The following is a 17,938-nucleotide window of genomic DNA, read 5'->3' as shown; positions in this document are numbered from 1 at the left end:
ATGAGAAGAATGAAAAAAGGAATTTTATGCGTGTTAGGAGTTATTCCTAGCTTATTATTTGCGCAAGAGCAATTCTCTGTAAAAGGGAATTTAAAGAACGTGGATGCCCCAGCAAAGGTGTTTTTCCAGTATGCTAACGCTGGAGAGCGGGTGTTAGATTCAGCAAACGTAGTGAAAGGTGTGTTTACTTATAATGGAACAGTGGCAGAGCCAACACAAGCTCAACTCTTCCTTTCTCCAGAAGGAAAAGGACCTCGTACGTTAAGAAATCCAGACCGTACGACTATTTATTTAAGTAAAGGAGTCGTTAAAGTGGACGGTGAAACGTTAAAAAATGCTAAAGTTTCAGGCAATGCCATCAATGATGATTACGCGAAATACAAAGCTTTAATTGCAGCTTCTAACGACGAGTTCGATGTATTGAACAAAGAGTACGAAAGCGCAAGCGATGAACAAAAGCAAAACGAAGAGTTTGTAAAAGGATTGCAATCTCGTGCTTCCGCGATCTTTGCAAAACAAAACAAAATCGGTGAGCAGTTTGCCCTTGATAATCCAAACAGCTATGTGGCTTTAGGTCTTTTATCGGAAATGGTAACTGCGGATAACGTAAATACCGTAGGAAGCCCAGCTTATGATAAAATGGCACCTGCATTAAAGAATACCGAAAAAGGAAAAGCTTTAGCGAAGAAAATTGAAACCTTGAAAAAGGTTGCTATTGGTTCAGTAGCTCCTGAAATCGCTTTACCGGATACAGCAGGTAATGTAATTGCCTTATCATCTTTACGTGGTAAATACGTATTGATCGACTTCTGGGCAAGCTGGTGTGGTCCTTGTCGTATGGAGAATCCTAACGTGGTTGCTGCATTCAACAAGTTCAAAGACAAAAACTTCACTGTATATGGTGTTTCTTTAGACCGTGAAAACGGTAAAGACGCATGGATTAAAGCTATTCATGACGATAAATTAGAGCAATGGCCACATGTATCAGACTTGAAGTTCTGGAAATCTGATGTAGTAGCATTATACGGCATCCAAGGTATTCCTCAAAACTTCTTGATCGATCCTTCTGGTAAAATCATTGCTTCGAACCTTCGTGGTGAAGCTTTGGAAGCTAAATTGGCAGAATTGATTAAATAAGATCTTTCTAACAGATACAAAAGGCCGGATAATTCAAATTATCCGGCCTTTTTATGTTCTGGTATTAAAGTTATTATCTGAAATTAACCAAATAGCGCGCGGAAGACATCTTCCAAGGTGGCCATAGGCCTGATGGCGATATCATACTTCTTAGCGTCTAAACCCTTGGTATTATATTTCGATATGAAAATCTGGACGAAACCTAGCTTTTCAGCTTCCTGAATACGTTGTTCGATGCGATTGACGGCTCTGATTTCTCCCGATAAGCCAACTTCCCCGGCAAAGGTAATGTGTGGGCTCAAGGCGATATCTTGTTGGGAGGATATCAAGGCTGCAATAACGGCTAAATCAATTGCTGGGTCTTCTACCCGCAGGCCACCGGCAATATTCAAGAACACATCTTGTGCACTTAAGCGGAAACCGAAGCGCTTCTCCAAAACAGCCAATAACATATTGAGGCGCTTGGTATCAAAGCCTGTGGAACTGCGCTGCGGGGTACCGTATGCGGAGTTAGAGACTAAAGCCTGTACTTCGATCATAATGGGTCGCATGCCTTCGAGCATGGCGGCTACTGCTGTTCCGCTGACCTGCTCCTCGCGTTGTGAGAGCATGATCTCCGAAGGATTGGATACCTCCCGAAGGCCCGAGCCCTGCATTTCGTAGATGCCCAGCTCCGAGGAAGAACCAAACCTGTTCTTCACCGCTCGTAATATGCGGTATACATGATTGCGGTCGCCCTCAAATTGTAATACGGTGTCCACCATATGCTCTAGTACCTTCGGGCCAGCAATAGAGCCGTCCTTGGTGATATGACCCACAATAAAAACAGGAGTGTTGGTTTCCTTGGCGAAGCGCAAGAGTTCTGCGGTGCATTCGCGAACCTGCGATACAGATCCCGGCGCTGATTCTATCTGGGAAGAATGCAGCGTTTGGATAGAGTCAATCACCAGTAAGGTGGGTTGCACCTGATCGATCTGCTTGAAGATATGTTGCATGGATGTCTCCGTGAGGATATAGCAATCGGCTTTCGCCGTTTGCAAGAGGCGTTCGGCACGCATCTTAATCTGCTGCTCACTTTCCTCGCCAGAGATATACAAGGTTTTCACGTTCGGAACGGTCAGCGCCACTTGGAGCATCAAGGTAGATTTACCAATGCCCGGCTCGCCACCAATGAGTACCAAGGAGCCCGGAACAATGCCGCCACCCAATACGCGATTAAGCTCTTTATCCGCCGTAAGGATCCGTTGCTCTTCCGAATAGACAATTTCATGGATAATTGCCGCCTTGTTGGCACGTTTGGATTCCCCTTTCGTTGCTGCCGTGCTGCGCCATTCCGGAACACGGGAGGAGGCTTTCTCCACCACTTCTTCCACAAAGGTATTCCAACCTTTACAGGATGGACACTGTCCTAACCATTTTGGGGATTCATATCCGCAGGATTGACAGAAATATGCCGATTTCGTTTTTGCCATTGCCCTAAATTAAAAAAAGATGACCACATGTTGTAACAATATGCTACTATTGTCTACAAATAGGTATTCATGGATACGAAGTTGGAACAAGAATTTATCGTTTTACTGGAGGGGAATCAGAACATCCTCCATAAAATCTGTAAGCTCTATACGGTAGATCTGGCTTCCCATCAGGATTTATTTCAAGAGATGGTCATTCAGCTCTGGAAGTCGTATCCGAAGTTTAAAGGAGACTCAAAGTTCTCCACATGGGCCTATAGGGTTTCATTAAATACCGCCATTTCCCTCTATAGGACTAAGAAATCAAAGATTACAACGGTCGATTGGGACAATTCCTTGGCGAATATCCGCTATGAAGAATATAATTCCGAAGAGGAAGAACGCCTGAAGTTCCTTTATGATGCGGTTCGACAATTGAACGATATCGATAAGGCCTTGGTGTATATGTACCTGGAAGATAAAGACTATACGGAGATTGCGGAAACCCTGGGGATCTCTGAAGTGAATGCTCGGGTAAAAATGAACCGAATAAAGAATAAAATAAAGGAAATGGTAGCAAAGCAAAGTGTGGCATAATGGAAGATTTAGATTTTTTAAAACAACATTGGAAGAAGGATGATGATTTCCCGAAGGTAGATCGGGAAGAGATCCGTAGGATGTTACATCGGAGTTCTTCCTCTATTGTAAAGTGGATTTTCTTCATCAGTGTGTTGGAACTGTTGGCCGGGCTGGCTTTGAATTTCTTTTTGCCAGGGTCGGGGCATGAACCAGGTGATCCGGCGATCATGATTGTCTTAGAGGATATATTCTCGGTGGTATTTTACGTCGTCGTGATTTATTTTATCTACATGTTCTTTACCTCCTATACCAGAATTAAGAATACGAACAGCACCCGCGAGTTATTGGGCGATATCCTGAAAACCCGAAAGTACGTCGATCAATACATTAAGTTCAATGTCCTTTATATTTTAGGAACGGGAGTCGTGGTCACTTCATTTATCCTGTATCAGGAAAGTATCGAACGCAGTAAATCCGGTGATATGGTGTTCTTCCTTATTGCCATGATTATTTTTATGGCCTTGTTCATGTGGCTTCTCATCTTTGTTGTACGGATGTATTACAAAGTGCTGTACCGCCGCTTAGTGAAAAAACTCAATAAGAACTACGATGAGTTAGTGAAACTTGAAGAAGAAGAAATAGATTCCTAATTACCTTTCATTTTCCTGAAGAATACGGAGGAAGTTTTTGCCCATAATCTTGGCGACATCTTCTTTGCTATAGCCTTTTTCCAGCAGCGCTTTGGTCAGCATGGGGAACTTACTCACGTCTTCCAATCCTTGCGGAGGGGAAGTAATGCCGTCGAAATCAGAACCTATCGCCACATGGTCTATCCCTACCTTCGAAACCAGGTAATCTATATGTTTCAATACGGTCTCAAAGGGCGCATCGGCCTGCTTTTTTAGCTTTGCAGGCAGCTGATGATACATTTTATCTACCGATGGTTTTTCGGCAGCTTCATCCTTGAAGTGTGCTTTGTATAGTCGTTTTACACGTGATTTGTAGTTAGCGTCCAGGAATTCAGAGTAGAAGTTTACCCCGATAACTCCGCCGTTTTCCTTTAGGGCAGCGAGCTGCTTATCGTCTAAGTTGCGGTAATGCGGAGTTAATGCTGCTGCATTACTGTGCGATACAAGCACGGGTTTGCTGCTGATGGCCAATACATCGTAGAAGGTTTGCTTCCCGGAATGTGATAAGTCCACCATCATCCCCAATTCATTCATGCGTTTAATAATCGCTTTTCCCTGCTCGTTTAAGCCCTTGCCTTTCCTACCTTTGGTTTTTACCTCTATGGCAGCAGCACTGGCCCAAGGCAGGTTGTAATTCCAGGTCAGGGTCAGATAGCGTGCGCCACGCTCGTATAGCTTTTCCAGGTTAGCAATGCTGCCCTCAATCATATTGCCACCTTCAATGCCTATTAATGCCGCTATTTTACCTTCTTTTTGAATCCGGTTGATATCAGCACTACTTTTTGCCAAAGCAATGGCGTTCGGGTTGTTTTTAATCAAGGCTTCCAGCGCATCAATTTGATCATTGGCATGCTTAAAGGCATTTTTCTGCCATTTCTTATCGTCAGACCACACCGCAAACACCTGCACATCAACTCCTCCTTCTTGGAGGCGAGGGATATCCGTATGCCCCGTTTTAAGGCGTTTGCTGATATCCTTTCCTGGCAGGATGCTTTCAATGATCACATCGTTATGGCCATCAATCAACAAGAGTTCCTGGTGAATCTTTTTATAATCCTGGGCATAGCTGCTCCAACAGAGACAGGCCAGCACAGCTGTAATGATCGTTTGCTTGCGCATGTTATTTCGCATTATTTATGGTTTCATACATGACATCCTGAATTCTACTGCGGATATTTAAGTCAAGCAGCTTGCTGCTTACCTGCGGATGCACGCGGTTCGAAAGGAAGATGTAGATAAATTGGTTTCTTGGGTCTATCCATATGCAGGTACCGGTATACCCCGTATGGCCATAAACCGACTCATTAGCCAGCTTAGAAGGATAGTTTACTTTCGGATTCGGATCGTAGCGGTCAAAGCCTAAGCCTCTACGGCTCGTCTTCGACTGCTTGGAAGTGAATAGATCCACCGTTTCAGGTTTATAATACCGCACGCCACCATATTCACCTCTGTTCAAGAGCATCTGCCCATAAATGGCCAAATCATTTGCCGTGGCAAATAAGCCCGCATGTCCGGCAACACCTCCTGCCATCGCTGCACCCTCATCATGGACAAATCCTTGCAATAAACTCTTACGGAAGGCTGTATCCAATTGCGTAGGCACTATCCGATCCTTCGGAAAGCGATTTCTAGGTAAATAACCTGCTGTTTGCATCCCGATTTTCTTATATAGAATTTGCTGCACATAGTCTCCCATCGGCGTAGCAGTCTCATGTTCTGACACTTCCTTCATCACATACATGCTGATATCCGAATACACATAATTTCCAATAGGTTTTACGGGCGAGTGGAGCATCTCCGGCCACATCACATCCATGTAGTAATTATTCTTGAGGAAAGCATTGTCAGCCACTTGTACCTGATGGCTTGGCGACTTCGTCTGCTGCAAATCTCCGGGCTTCAAAGCCTTATAAAAGGGTATAAAAGGTGTAAATCCTGCCTCGTGCAAGAGGACGGTACGTAAGGTAATATTCGCTTTGTTCGTTTCTTTGGCTTGCCATAGGTAATGCCCCATGGTGCTATCCAGATTGATAATACCTTTTTCTTGAAGGTGCATCACCACCGGGGTAGTTCCAGCAATTTTACTTACGGAGGCCAGGTCGAAGATATCTGAAAGCTGGGTGGCTTTCCCCGATTGATAGGTATGATTGCCATAGGCTTTCTCAAAAATAACCTGCCCGTCTTTTACAGCCATCACCACCATACCAGGCGCCGCATGTTCACTTATAGCCTCTTTGGCAATGGCATCGATGCGTTGACCCATGCGCTTTAAATCCATATCTGATTTCGCCCCTCGGTTGTATTGCAGGCGACTTTGCTCCGTTTTAATCGCCCCTTCCGTAACGCCTAATCCCCCGAAGATAGACATGGCTGCATAGGCTTGCGCCTGAGCTGTTGTTTCCGAGTTTTTTAAAACACTGGCATAATGACGCAGCTGCTGGGGGCTAACACTTAAGTTGCTGTAGTTCTGCTCCTGCCCAAATTGGCAGAATACCACGTTTTTATTATTCACAGCCGATTGCACCAGCATGGCAAGTTGAGCCGGGCGAAATTCTGCTGCCGTACCGGCGACAATGATGGTATTGAAGTATTTTGTCTTCTCATCGAATTGGTTGAAGTCAACAACCTGCAGCTCAGCATAGCGCTCTAGCTGTTGAATAAAAGGCGCATATTTGTTGTTATCTGCCGTAACAACCGCAATCTTATACTGATCTAAGCTTTTAAAGGGTAAGATATTACGTTGATTGCTTTCAATAACCGTGTTGTTTTTTACCGTTTGTTTGTATTGTGCCTGAACAAAGCTGGCTTGAATTAAAATAGCGATAAAGGCGAGGCCAATCTTGCGTATCATATGAATTGAACTGGTTTATGTATGTAAATGTACTAATAAAACGCACAAACACGCATGCTTGACGGGTAATAAATCAGTATATTTGACCTTATGCCCGAGCTTGTCGCAGATAAAACCGTTTTTTCCTTGCTGGAGGTTTCCCGAAGCATCCAGAAAACCATTGCCGAACGCTATCAGCGTTTGTATTGGATAAAGGCGGAGATGAACAAGCTGAATCATTATACCCACTCGGGGCATTGCTATCCAGAGCTGTTAGAGAAAAAGGAGGGAAAGGTAGTTGCCGAGATGCGCTCCATCTTATGGAAGATGGATTACCAGCGGATCAACAGGCAGTTTATGGAAGTGCTGGGCGAGCCTTTACGCGAAGGTATTACCATCTTGATGCAGGCAGGCATCTCCTATGACCCCCTCTATGGCTTTAGCTTAAAAATAGTAGATATCGATCCTACCTTTGTACTGGGCGAGTTGGAACGCGAGAAGAAAGAAAGCATCCGTAAGTTGAAGGAAGAAGGACTATACGACGCCAATAAGCGACTTCCATTTCCGGTGGTTCCCAAGCGACTAGCCTTAATTTCTGTGGAAACCAGTAAAGGATTATCCGACTTTTTCAAGATTATTAACGGCAATCTCTGGGGCTATAAAATCGAAACTACGCTATTCCCGGCTTTACTCCAAGGCGATAAATCCATTGCCTCCATTATCAATCAACTAGCAACCATTGCTGGCAAGCTGGAGCAGTTTGATGGGGTTGCCATTATCCGGGGAGGTGGCGGAGAGGTCGGCTTAAGTTCTTATAACAATTACCAATTGGCGAAAGCCATAGCCATATTCCCCTTACCCGTGCTCACCGGTATTGGCCACTCTACGAACGAGACGGTCAGCGAAATGGTAGCCTATAAAAATGCCATCACGCCCAGTGAGTTAGCAGATTTCCTATTGCAGCGCTTTCATAACTTCGCAGTTCCTGTAGATCAGGCTCAGGAAAGGCTTTTACGTGCTGTCAAAGAACGCTTTCAACAAGAAGAGCAAGTACTGAAACAATGGGCGCAAGTGCTAACATGGCATAGCAAAACAGCTTTTCTACGCGAAACAAATAAACTGAATCAATTTAAAATGCAGTTAGCCGTGCAAAGCAAGCAATTGCTGAAAGAAGAAAATGCCAAACTACTGCATGTCACGCAGGTGCTAGGTTTGCTTAGCCCTATTCACATTTTGAAACGCGGTTTTAGTATCGTACGAAAGAATGGAAAAGCCATCCATCAGCTCGATCAGGTAGCAGCTGCTGATATCGTGGAAATAGAGGTTGAAGATGGCCGCCTACAGGCGCAAATCACTAATAAAGTTCATACCCATGGAAAATAACTATACCTATTTAGCGGCTTACGAAGAGTTGCAGCAAATTGTATCTGATATTGAAGACGGCGAGGTATCTATCGATGAGCTGACGGTTAAAATCGCCCGTGCATCGGAGTTATTGGCTGTTTGCAAGGCGAAGCTAACCGCTTCGGAAGCCGAAGTGGATAAGCTGTTGCAAAAGCTTGCTCAGGAAGGTGCCCCAGAATAAAATATGCTTATTCTCGAAAAAGAAATTTATATTTATCCAATCTAAATTTTTTTCCATCGCACATGACTAAAAAAAGGCCTTCTTCGGATCATCTACCGGCGCTCTTGCAGGCTATTGCTTTGGAAAGAGATCAACAGGCCTATCAAAAAATATTCTATCATTTCTATGCAGACCTCGTCCGCTATAGCCATTCCATCCTCGAGGACTTGAAAAGTGCCGAAGATGTGGTGTCTGAGGTCTTGCTAAGGCTGTGGCTCTTGGAAAAGAAAGCCTTGGCCATCCAAAACCTGTCGTTTTACCTCTATCGATCGGTTAAAAACAGCTCGCTCAATGAGCTGAAGAATTTGAAAAGAACCCAATCCTTACCATTAGATTTTGAAGTGCTGGATAGCCAGAGTCCGGAACGGCTATTGATCAGCAAGGAGAAAATAGCTTCCATAGAGGAGGCCATTCAAATGTTACCTCCTAAATGTAAAACAGTATTTAGCCTCTTGCGCGAACAGCAACTTTCCTATGTGGAAGTCGCTGAATTATTAGATATTTCTGTCAATACCGTAAGTCGCCATTTGCAGCTTGCGCTACAGAAATTAACGGACTTTTTAGCCAAAGAATAATTTTATAGCACTGTTAATCAGTTTGTTGTAAAATAGTTTACTTTCTAATTGACGAGTTTTCACCCTTATGTTGTCTTCTTATTAAAACCAGCTATGATGCAATCGGAGAAAGATTATTTTTTACTACTGCTAGATAAGTATTTACAAAATACGCTATCTGTCGACGAGCAGAATAAGCTGGAATCGCTATTGGCAGCTCATCCGGAATACCAGGCTTTGTTTGCTATGCTAAACAGCAAAGAACCGGCCATGGTGGATGTGGATGCGGCCTATCAAAAGCAGCTGAGCAAGATCAACGAATCCGATCAACCGAAAACGATCAACCTGTGGAATCGTTATTTAAAAATTGCCGCGAGCATCGTTTTGGTGGGTCTGCTAAGCTATTTCGCCATATATCAGTTTGGACGTTCTTCCGAGCAGATCTATAAAGCGGCAAATGGCAGCAAAGAATTTGTGAAGCTAGCCGATGGCACAGAGGTTTGGTTGAATGGGGGAAGTAGTTTGGCCGTATCCACAGATTTTAATGCAGAGGATCGTCGGGTAACTTTAATTGGAGAAGGCTATTTCCATGTAGCAAAAGATGCTGCCCGTCCTTTTTATGTACAAACACAGCAGGCACAGATTAAGGTATTAGGTACCAGTTTCAATGTGCGCTCTTATCCGGAAGAAGAGCAAACAGAAACCATCTTGGTAGAGGGGAAAGTGGAATTAAGCGCCGCAGGAACGGAACAAGCTTATGTAATGGCACCGGGTGATAAAATAGCCGTGCTCTCACAGGCTCGGTTGAAGGCGCAAGCAGGAGCAGATCAAGGGCGTATTGAAAACCAAGGTAATTTAGCCATCGTCTTTAGCAATAAAGAGTTGGGTAAGATTGACCAAGCGAAAGAAATACAATGGCGGAGCAACAAGTTAGCATTCGATAATGAACCTATGCCACTGGTTTTTTCAAAACTAGAGAAGTGGTATAATATCACGATAAAATCAAACAATAAACTATTAAATCAGAGTCGATTCTCTGGCTATTTTGATGATGTTCCGATTGAGGATGTCTTGAAGATGTTGAAAGAAACCGGTAATATTCAACAGTATTCCAAGACGGGTCAAACCTATATCATCGAATAAACCTAGCAAATATTCTTTCCTAACACTATTTGAGCTGCCTGTTTTACAGGTGGATGGGGAAAGCTTTGCCTTAAAATTTGAGCACTTATATACTAACCAAATGAAAATCAAATTATTTACCCTGTTGTTGTTCTCGCTGGTGTTAACCGGCTTCGGATCGCCGCTGCTTGCGCAGCAACGCGAGTCCATACAGTTTCAGCAACGCACGCCCTTAAAAACAGCCCTAAAGGAACTGGAACGGAAGTTTAAAGTGCACTTTAATTTTAATGATCAGATCATTGAAAAGCATCAGATAGGGCCTGTTTCTCTGGAGAGGGCAAGCTTAGAAGATTGCTTGGCCTTACTTTTAAGATCCACCAACCTTGCCTTTCGTAAGGTCGATACCCATACGTATTTGATTTATGAAAATAAAGGAACTACAAAACGCTATGTCCTGCGGGGTATGGTATTGGATGCTGCGGGGAGCCCTTTACGGAATGCGAGCATTCAAGAAATTGGACGCTCCGTAGGCACCAAGTCTGATGATGATGGCAAGTTTGAACTGGAGGTAGAGAGCGAGGTCAGTAAAATCCGCGTTAGCCATGTCAGTTTTGAAGCCAATGAAATTAATGTAAGCCCCGAAATTGCAGCGCAAGCAGCAGGAAATACCCAAGGCATGATTATCACTTTGGTGAATCGTGATCATGTTATCGACTCGGTGAGCGTGATGGTGAACTCCGGTTACCAACGACTTCCGAAAGAACGCAGTACCGGATCATTTACGACAGTAAAAGGAAACCAGATTGCGCAGAAAAGTGGGAGCATGAATGTGCTCGATCGCTTGGAAGGCTTGACGCCCGGCCTTGCGGTAAATTATGGCGAAGGAAACGATAAGATGTTGATGCGAGGAGTATCTTCCATCAACCTCAGCCGCAAACCCTTAGTGGTATTAGATGGGGTGCCGATGGCCGAATACAACGATATTGAATCCTTGGTAAATCCGCAAGATGTGGAAGATATCACCATGTTAAAGGATGCAACAGCAGCCTCGATCTGGGGAGCGCAGGCTGCCAATGGGGTCATCGTCATTACCACAAAAACGGGAAGCTTTAATAGTGAAAAGGTAAAGATCAATTACGATGGGTTTGTATCGGTGAAAGGGACACCTCAGTTTGATTACATGAATAAGATGTCATCCTCCGAATTTATTGCCAATACCCGCGAACTGATGGCTGATCCGGCCTACCTGCAGGCTTTCCCTTATTCCCAAATTATCAACAGCGGCTTTCCGAAAGTATATCCACATGAAAAATATTTCTACGATCTTGAAGCCGGAACAATCTCCGCAGAAGCCGCAAACCGTGGTTGGGATTCCTTGGCCAATTTATCCAATCGTTCACAAATCGATCAGTATTTCTACCAACCTTCCCTGCTGACTGCTCATAATTTGAACTTCTCCGGTGGAGGCAAGGTAAATCGCTTTTATTCTTCGGTAAGTTATACCCGAAACAATCAATATGATAAATCCACGCGCGATCGCTTTACGGTTTCTTTAAAAGAGGAATGGAACCTATCTGAGCGTTTCAACGTAGATATGACAGCCAATATGGCTTACGAGAACTACAAACAGAATGAAATGGAGTTCCCGATGGGCTTAACCGATTACTTGCCTTACGCGCTGTTTGCCGATGGACAAGGTAATGCTCTCGACCAGTCATACCTCTATTTAACGGATGCTGCGCGTGAGCAAGCCATCGCAAAAAGCCGCTTGCCCTTAGCCTATGTGCCTTTAAACGAGCAGCATGACTTATTGAACAGCAATAAGAATTTCGTGGGGCGCTTTAATGCGGGCTTTCGCTTAAAGCTACTGGAAGGGTTAAACTGGTCGAGTAGAGGACAGTTTCAAAAAGGATTTGATAAAGGCTATTCCTTCGAAGGAGAGAACCTTTACCGCACGCAGGTAGAAAAGATCCAGTTTACACAAGCAAGCACAACGCCGGGGGGCATGCCTACCTACTATTTACCAACCAAAGGCGGGAACTATTATACCCGTGATAATAAAAATACATCTTGGACATTTAGAACCCAGTTAGACTTTTCCAAACGTATTGCCGCAGATCATGAACTGACCACATTGGCCGGTTTTGAAAGCCGCAATACCATTTACGATATTCAGCGTACCAGCACCAAAGGCTATGATTTTCAGACGCAAGGCTATGGTAGTTTTGACCAAAAATTCCTCTCCTCCACCGGCGTTGCCAACCCAGTGCTTTCAAACGCCTTGCAAGGGGTAGGAAACAGCAAACTGAGCTACTATCCTTTAATCAATGCCGAAAGTGAATTACGCTTCGTGTCCTTATATTCTAATGTGGCCTATAGCTACAAAAGTCGCTATCATTTTAATGGTAGTTTGCGCTATGACCAATCCAATTTATTTGGAAAATCAAGCAGTAGCCAGAATAAACCCATCTGGAGTGCCGGCTTAAGCTGGAATGTACATCAGGAAAGTTTCTTCCAATCTGATGATCAGAAGAAGCTGACCCTGCGCTTAACCTACGGTATTGCGGGCAATTCCCCAAAACCAGGACTAGGAGGCCCTCATGATATCTTGTATGCCATTACCGACCAACGCTTTGATGGCTTGGGTACCGGGTATATCGTTATTAGCCCGGCCAATAATGCATTGGTGTGGGAGCAAACCAACTCCTTGAATATAGGTGCTGATTTTTCCCTTTGGAATAATCGCTTGAGTGGCTCGGTTGACTATTACGATCGGCAGACCAGCAACCTATTGGGCGAAAAACCAATCGACCCAACAACCGGTTGGAATTCTTCCTTCGGTAACTTAGGCGATCTATACAATAGAGGGCTTGAAATTTCATTAAACAGCCGGAATATCGTGCGGGAGGATTTCCAATGGACTACCAATTTCAATATCGCCTATAACAAAAGCAAAATTACCCTACTCAAGAATTACAATAGCCCTACAGCCTTAAACACGGTTAGTAAGCCATTTGTAGAAGGCTATTCGGCCTTTAGTTTATTTGCTTTCCAATATGCAGGCTTAAACAATGAAGGAAATCCACAAGTCGTGAAAGACAATGGTGAAACCATTTCCTTTACACGAGATCTAGCGCTGGAAGATATCAAATACCAAGGATCCACCCAACCCCTGTACTATGGTGGGATGACCAATAACTTTAACTATAAAAACTGGGGCCTATCCTTCCTTGTAATCTATAACCTAGGAAATGTGATGCGCCAGGATTTGAATACCGTATTTTATGGACGCGTATTGCAGAACCTCAGCAAAGAATTTGCTCAGCGCTGGAAAAAACCAGGGGATGAAAACCATACCATTATCCCTAAATACATTCCAAATCAGGCAACAAGTGATAGCGAGCGCGCGACTTCTTTTTACCGATACGCCGATGCCAATGTAAAAAGTGCTTCTTACTTCAGATTAAGAGACATCACCTTATCTTATGAACTACCTAAGGATTTAACCAATAGACTAAGCCTAGCAAAAGTAGGCCTCTATGCACAGGTAAATAATATTTTATTGTGGGCCAACAACGATCAGGATATTGATCCCGAATACTTTAACCTGACTTCCGGCTATCGTGTTCCTAAAATGCCGGCCTTTTACACCTTTGGACTGAACCTAGGCTTTTAATTATTCGAACATGGCTATGAAAAAATTAACGATACTACTGATTGCTTGTTTAGGATTGACCAGCGGATGTAAGAAATTCCTCGATGTCGAACCGAAAGGAAAAGCAATTCCTACAGATTATGCGCATTTCAATGGGCTCCTAAATAACCCCTACCTGGGGGGCTTGCAGCATTTGAAGTTTACAGCAACCTCAAATGCCGAAACCGGGGAAATATCCTATTCCTTTAGTATTCTGGGGGATGTGGAAGCGCCTTTTTATATGGCCGATGATGTACAGGCTAACCCAGCAACCTTCAATAACTTCTCCCGTGTACAGCAGAATTTTTATAAATGGGCAGACGATGTTTATTTACCAGAAGATAATGCACCCGAATGGGGGGCATTCTATAGCCAGAATTATGTATATAATTTAGTAATTCAAGGCACGATGGAGAGCCGCGGCGGTACCGACAGGGAAAAGAATATGTTAGTGGCAGAGGCTCGTGCGGTACGCGCCTACCTTCACTTTTATGCGGCTCAACTGTTTGCCGCGCCTTATCAAGAAGCTACGGCAGCCACAGACCTGGGCATTCCTTTGGTGCTGGAGGCTAATACCGAAGCGAAAGGCTTTACCCGTTCCAGCAACCAAGAGCTTTATAGCTTTATCGTCAATGAACTGGAAGAATCTATTCCTTTACTGAATGAACAAACCATCAACCGTAGCCGGCTTTCTCAATTAGGCGGGTATTATATGTTGGGGCAGGTTTATTTTCAAATGCAGAAGTACGACCTGGCCTTAAAGGCTTTTCAACAAGCCAATGGCTTAGTCGCAAAAAGCCAGATTGCCATCCATCTTTATGATTATAATGTGATGGTGAATCAATGGTATTTCCCATTTATGGCAAACATGGGCCTCGTGAATTTTCCGGATGTATATACCAATGAAGAGAACATCTTTGTGAAACAAACAGCCGTTCCAATCACCAGTGCTTTTGCTACGAAAATGCTCTTACGTCCGGAGGTTTATGCCTTGTTTAAGTCGAATGATGAACGCAAGAAAATCTATAGCAATAAGGGTTTGTTTTCGTCAGCCAGCTTGCCGGGCTTCCAGCGTGCTGGTCCTGGAACTTTCAACCTGGCCGCTTCCATGTCCAATCTTTTATTAATGAAAGCCGAGTGCGAAGCCCGTGCGGGAAATCTTGCTGCCGCACAAGCCGATTTGCTGATGCTGCGTAAAAACAGAATGCCTCTAAGCGATGCACAACAAAGCTTCAGTACAAAAGAAGAGCTGGTAAAAGCCATTTTAGACGAAAGGCTACGCGAGTTTGCCGCAACAGGCATACGCTGGTTAGATATGCGCCGATTGGCAAACGATAGCCAATTCAACAACTTACATACAACACGAAGCATCGACGGCAGCACCTATACCTTGAAAAAAGAACGGTTAACCTTACGTATTCCGGCTGGTATTCTTGCCCATAACCCATCGATGCAGAACAATCCCTAAACAGGAGGAAAAATGATATTTATGAAGAATTTACGATCAATTTTAAGTGCAGTAAGCCTAATCTTATCCGCAAGCAGTATCTATGCACAACAAGATTCCATGCTCCTTACCCTAAATACACAGCCGGCAAGCAAAGATCCGGTCATGCTGATGTACACAGATGAAGGGGAGAGCAAAACGCTGAATTTAACCGCAGATGCTCAGGGGACTTACCGTGCTAAGCTCCCTAAAAAAGAATACCTCTTAGTAAGTGTCATGGTGCAGAACGATAAGAACCTCTTGATCTCTTCTTCGGGGTTCACACCGAAACCCATGCCTGTTTTTCTTTTACAAGCAGGGCATCAAAATCAAATTCAACTAGTGACAGAGGATCATTTAGCCTCCTTTTTAAAAGAAGGAGGGCCGGAGTCCCGTCTATATGAACAAATTGGCAAGAAAGAGCGTGCCAGCATGCAAAAAAGTTGGGCTTTAATTCTACGTCGAGATTCCTTAGAAAAAGCTAAACAACCGACCACAGGTTGGGATAGTCCGCAAAAAGCATTACGCGAAGACATTTCTAATCAGAAGAAGGCCTTTGTAAAGCAGCATAAAGATCATTTTGCAGGCTTAGAAGTCTTTGCTTCCTATTACATGGGATTGCCGATTGACAGCGCGCTGCAAGAGTTTAACAGTTTTAATAAGCAGGTGCAAAACACCTCCCTAGGCAAAACCCTGCAGCAGAAATTAAATGCTGGAGAAAGCACCAGTTTGGGGCAGGTTATTCCAGCGTTTAAGGTTCAAATGAAGGACGGTGCCTGGTTTGATTCCGAGGCATTGCAAGGGAAATACTGGCTTATCGACTTCTGGGGAAGCTGGTGTGTGCCCTGTCGCAAAAGTCATCCCGAATTGTTGGCACTTTATAAAACCTACCAAGATAAAGGTTTTGATATTCTTGGAATTGCCTTTGAATCGGGTAAACTCGAAAATCAGTTGAAACAATGGGATCTTGCTATTCAAGAAGATGGCATCACCTGGCCGCAGGTTTTAAATAGCCCGGAAAACCAGTTGGTCAAAAAATTTGGTGTCACCTCTTTTCCTACAAAAATCCTCGTAGACCCGCAGGGGAAGATTATCTACCGTAGCTCCGGCGGCAATGCCGAGCATTTAGCAACAAAATTAAACGAACTATTGGGCGAAAAATAAAATCGATGAAACAACTACAGGTAATTACCCGATGGATGCTCATGCTGATGCTAATGACAGGCTTCAACTTGTCGGCACAAACCATTCGCATGGCTCAGGACAAACCAACAGGAACAAGCTTACGCGATGAGCTTAATCTGTTAATCAATCAGAATACCGAGGCCGCCAAGGCCAAGTTAACAGCAAAAACTGATAGCCTCTCGGGCAGCAAAAAGGAAGCTGATTTGATGTTGGCACGTGCCGTATTCAAAACCATGGAAGATAGCGATAAGTTGCAGGCAATGGATAAACGTATCCTAAAACAGTTTCCCAAAGGCCAGTTAGCACGCGATAATGCGTATGAGGTACAAATAGGGAGGCATTTGGAAACCTTGTCGGCCAAGGAGATAGACGCCCGCTTTCGGACTTGGTTAAAGAAATACCCCAAAGCGCAATACCCCATCGAACAACAGGGACAATACGATTTTGTGCGCATGATTCTCATTAAGCAACTGGTTAAATTAAAAGCCATTGACCTTTTGGAGACCTACCTACAAGAAATGCAAGACCCCAACTGGCGCACCATGTCTTATTTCTATGCCGCAGAGGGTGCTGTTGATGCGAAAGATAATGCGCGTGCCGATACCTACCTGGCGGAAGCGTTGCGCCTCAGTACAGCAGCTAAAAACGCCGATGATGCGAAGTTAAGAAATGGCTTTGCAGCGATGTTATATCCACAAATTGCCGACCTTTATGCAAAGAATAACATGCAATTAGGAAAGCCGGAACTGGCAGTAGAGATGCTGAAGCCAATATTAGAGGATAGCCATTATAAGCAGTTTCAAGGGGCTGCCTTAAGTCAAAGTTTGGCCAAGGCCTATCAGCAACTAAATAAACCGTTCCAGGGCTTTTTAGTCATGGATCGCTACCTGAACCAAAACAACCTGGATTCTACTTCCCTGCAGCTCGTGGAGGACTTGTATAACGCCAGTAACCAAGAAAAAGCAGGCTTCGATAGTTATCTGCAATTCCTACAGCACAAGAAGCAACAGGAACTGATGGCTCATTTATCCTCCAAGATGATCGAAAAACCTATGCCTGATTTTTCATTAATGGATATGGATGGAAATAAAGTGAATTTGGCAGACTATAAAGGAAAAATACTGGTGATTGATTTTTGGGCAACCTGGTGTGTGCCTTGCATTAAATCTTTTCCCGGCATGCAAGCCAGCATAGAAAAATATAAAGCCCAATCGGATGTGGCCTTTTTATTTGTGAATGTTTGGGAAAAAGGTGCCGATTTTAAAAAACGGGCTCAGGATTTTATCAACCAAAATCAGTATGACTTTAAGCTTGTCTTTGATGAAGCGAGTGCCAATAATACCTTGCTGGTTGATAAGTTGAATGTAAAAAGTATCCCTACAAAATTATTTGTCGATGGGCAAGGCGTCATTCGCTACATGGCTTCAGGCTCCGAAACAGGCAAGGAAGCCGTGCTGAATGAAGTGTCAGGCATCATCGAACTGATACGTTCTTCCAACACTAACTAATTTTATAAGCCGAGCGTCGTGGGGAATCCTTTCCCCGCTTCTCGGTTTTTGTAACTTCATTGTTCCATTTACTATTTTT

At 44.0% G+C, this 17,938-nt stretch carries 14 protein-coding genes; 11 read left to right on the top strand and 3 right to left on the bottom strand.

Going from position 1 to position 17,938, the window contains the following annotated elements:
• Positions 1-9 precede the first annotated feature (9 nt).
• On the top strand, positions 10-1,137 hold the full coding sequence (locus tag GQF63_RS07435; protein ID WP_160368577.1) for a TlpA disulfide reductase family protein: 1,128 nt from the start codon (positions 10-12) through the stop codon (positions 1,135-1,137).
• A gap of 83 nt (positions 1,138-1,220) precedes the next feature.
• Here the strand turns inward: GQF63_RS07435 and radA are convergent, their stop codons facing one another.
• The gene (gene radA, locus GQF63_RS07430) at positions 1,221-2,609 is read right to left on the bottom strand and encodes a DNA repair protein RadA (RefSeq protein ID WP_160368576.1); all 1,389 of its coding nucleotides are present in this window, start codon (positions 2,607-2,609) and stop codon (positions 1,221-1,223) included.
• A 69-nt stretch (positions 2,610-2,678) separates the two neighbouring features.
• Here radA and GQF63_RS07425 point away from each other — a divergent pair, with 69 nt between their 5' ends.
• Together GQF63_RS07425 and GQF63_RS07420 are read left to right on the top strand one after the other, a co-directional pair.
• Positions 2,679-3,185 carry an RNA polymerase sigma factor gene (locus GQF63_RS07425; protein WP_160368575.1) on the top strand — a complete coding sequence of 169 codons (507 nt, stop codon included), beginning with the start codon at positions 2,679-2,681 and terminating at the stop codon, positions 3,183-3,185.
• Positions 3,185-3,817 carry a hypothetical protein gene (locus tag GQF63_RS07420; RefSeq protein ID WP_160368574.1) on the top strand — a complete coding sequence of 211 codons (633 nt, stop codon included), beginning with the start codon at positions 3,185-3,187 and terminating at the stop codon, positions 3,815-3,817. Before GQF63_RS07425 ends, GQF63_RS07420 begins: the two co-directional genes overlap by 1 nt.
• Here GQF63_RS07420 and GQF63_RS07415 read toward each other — a convergent pair whose 3' ends face one another.
• Entirely contained in the window at positions 3,818-4,975 is a 1,158-nt protein-coding gene (locus GQF63_RS07415; RefSeq protein ID WP_160368573.1) for a dipeptidase, read from the bottom strand. It abuts the gene before it with no gap.
• Position 4,976: 1 nt separating this feature from the next.
• Entirely contained in the window at positions 4,977-6,707 is a 1,731-nt protein-coding gene (locus GQF63_RS07410; RefSeq protein WP_160368572.1) for a serine hydrolase domain-containing protein, read from the bottom strand.
• Between the two features lie 90 nt (positions 6,708-6,797).
• On the opposite strand from GQF63_RS07410, the gene xseA reads away from it, so the two are divergent.
• The 8 genes from xseA to GQF63_RS07370 all read left to right on the top strand — a co-directional run bounded on the left by xseA (position 6,798) and on the right by GQF63_RS07370 (position 17,859).
• Entirely contained in the window at positions 6,798-8,069 is a 1,272-nt protein-coding gene (gene xseA / locus GQF63_RS07405) for an exodeoxyribonuclease VII large subunit (protein WP_160368571.1), read from the top strand.
• Entirely contained in the window at positions 8,059-8,271 is a 213-nt protein-coding gene (gene xseB / locus GQF63_RS07400; RefSeq protein ID WP_160368570.1) for an exodeoxyribonuclease VII small subunit, read from the top strand. Before xseA ends, xseB begins: the two co-directional genes overlap by 11 nt.
• 62 nt (positions 8,272-8,333) lie before the next feature.
• A complete protein-coding gene (locus GQF63_RS07395) occupies positions 8,334-8,885 on the top strand; it encodes an RNA polymerase sigma factor (protein WP_160368569.1) in 552 nt (183 codons plus the stop codon).
• A 93-nt stretch (positions 8,886-8,978) separates the two neighbouring features.
• On the top strand, positions 8,979-10,007 hold the full coding sequence (locus GQF63_RS07390) for a FecR family protein (RefSeq protein ID WP_160368568.1): 1,029 nt from the start codon (positions 8,979-8,981) through the stop codon (positions 10,005-10,007).
• Between the two features lie 100 nt (positions 10,008-10,107).
• The gene (locus GQF63_RS07385; RefSeq protein WP_160368567.1) at positions 10,108-13,662 is read left to right on the top strand and encodes a SusC/RagA family TonB-linked outer membrane protein; all 3,555 of its coding nucleotides are present in this window, start codon (positions 10,108-10,110) and stop codon (positions 13,660-13,662) included.
• Between the two features lie 16 nt (positions 13,663-13,678).
• Positions 13,679-15,148 carry a RagB/SusD family nutrient uptake outer membrane protein gene (locus GQF63_RS07380; protein ID WP_160368566.1) on the top strand — a complete coding sequence of 490 codons (1,470 nt, stop codon included), beginning with the start codon at positions 13,679-13,681 and terminating at the stop codon, positions 15,146-15,148.
• A 21-nt stretch (positions 15,149-15,169) separates the two neighbouring features.
• The gene (locus GQF63_RS07375; protein WP_160368565.1) at positions 15,170-16,330 is read left to right on the top strand and encodes a TlpA family protein disulfide reductase; all 1,161 of its coding nucleotides are present in this window, start codon (positions 15,170-15,172) and stop codon (positions 16,328-16,330) included.
• Positions 16,331-16,335: 5 nt separating this feature from the next.
• Entirely contained in the window at positions 16,336-17,859 is a 1,524-nt protein-coding gene (locus GQF63_RS07370) for a redoxin domain-containing protein (protein ID WP_160368564.1), read from the top strand.
• Positions 17,860-17,938 lie beyond the last annotated feature (79 nt).

Source organism: Sphingobacterium humi (genome assembly GCF_009768885.1).
Taxonomy (GTDB): Bacteria; Bacteroidota; Bacteroidia; order Sphingobacteriales; family Sphingobacteriaceae; genus Sphingobacterium; species Sphingobacterium humi.
The sequence above is the reverse complement of the archived record's forward strand: the minus strand, read 5'-3'. Positions and strand labels throughout refer to the sequence as shown.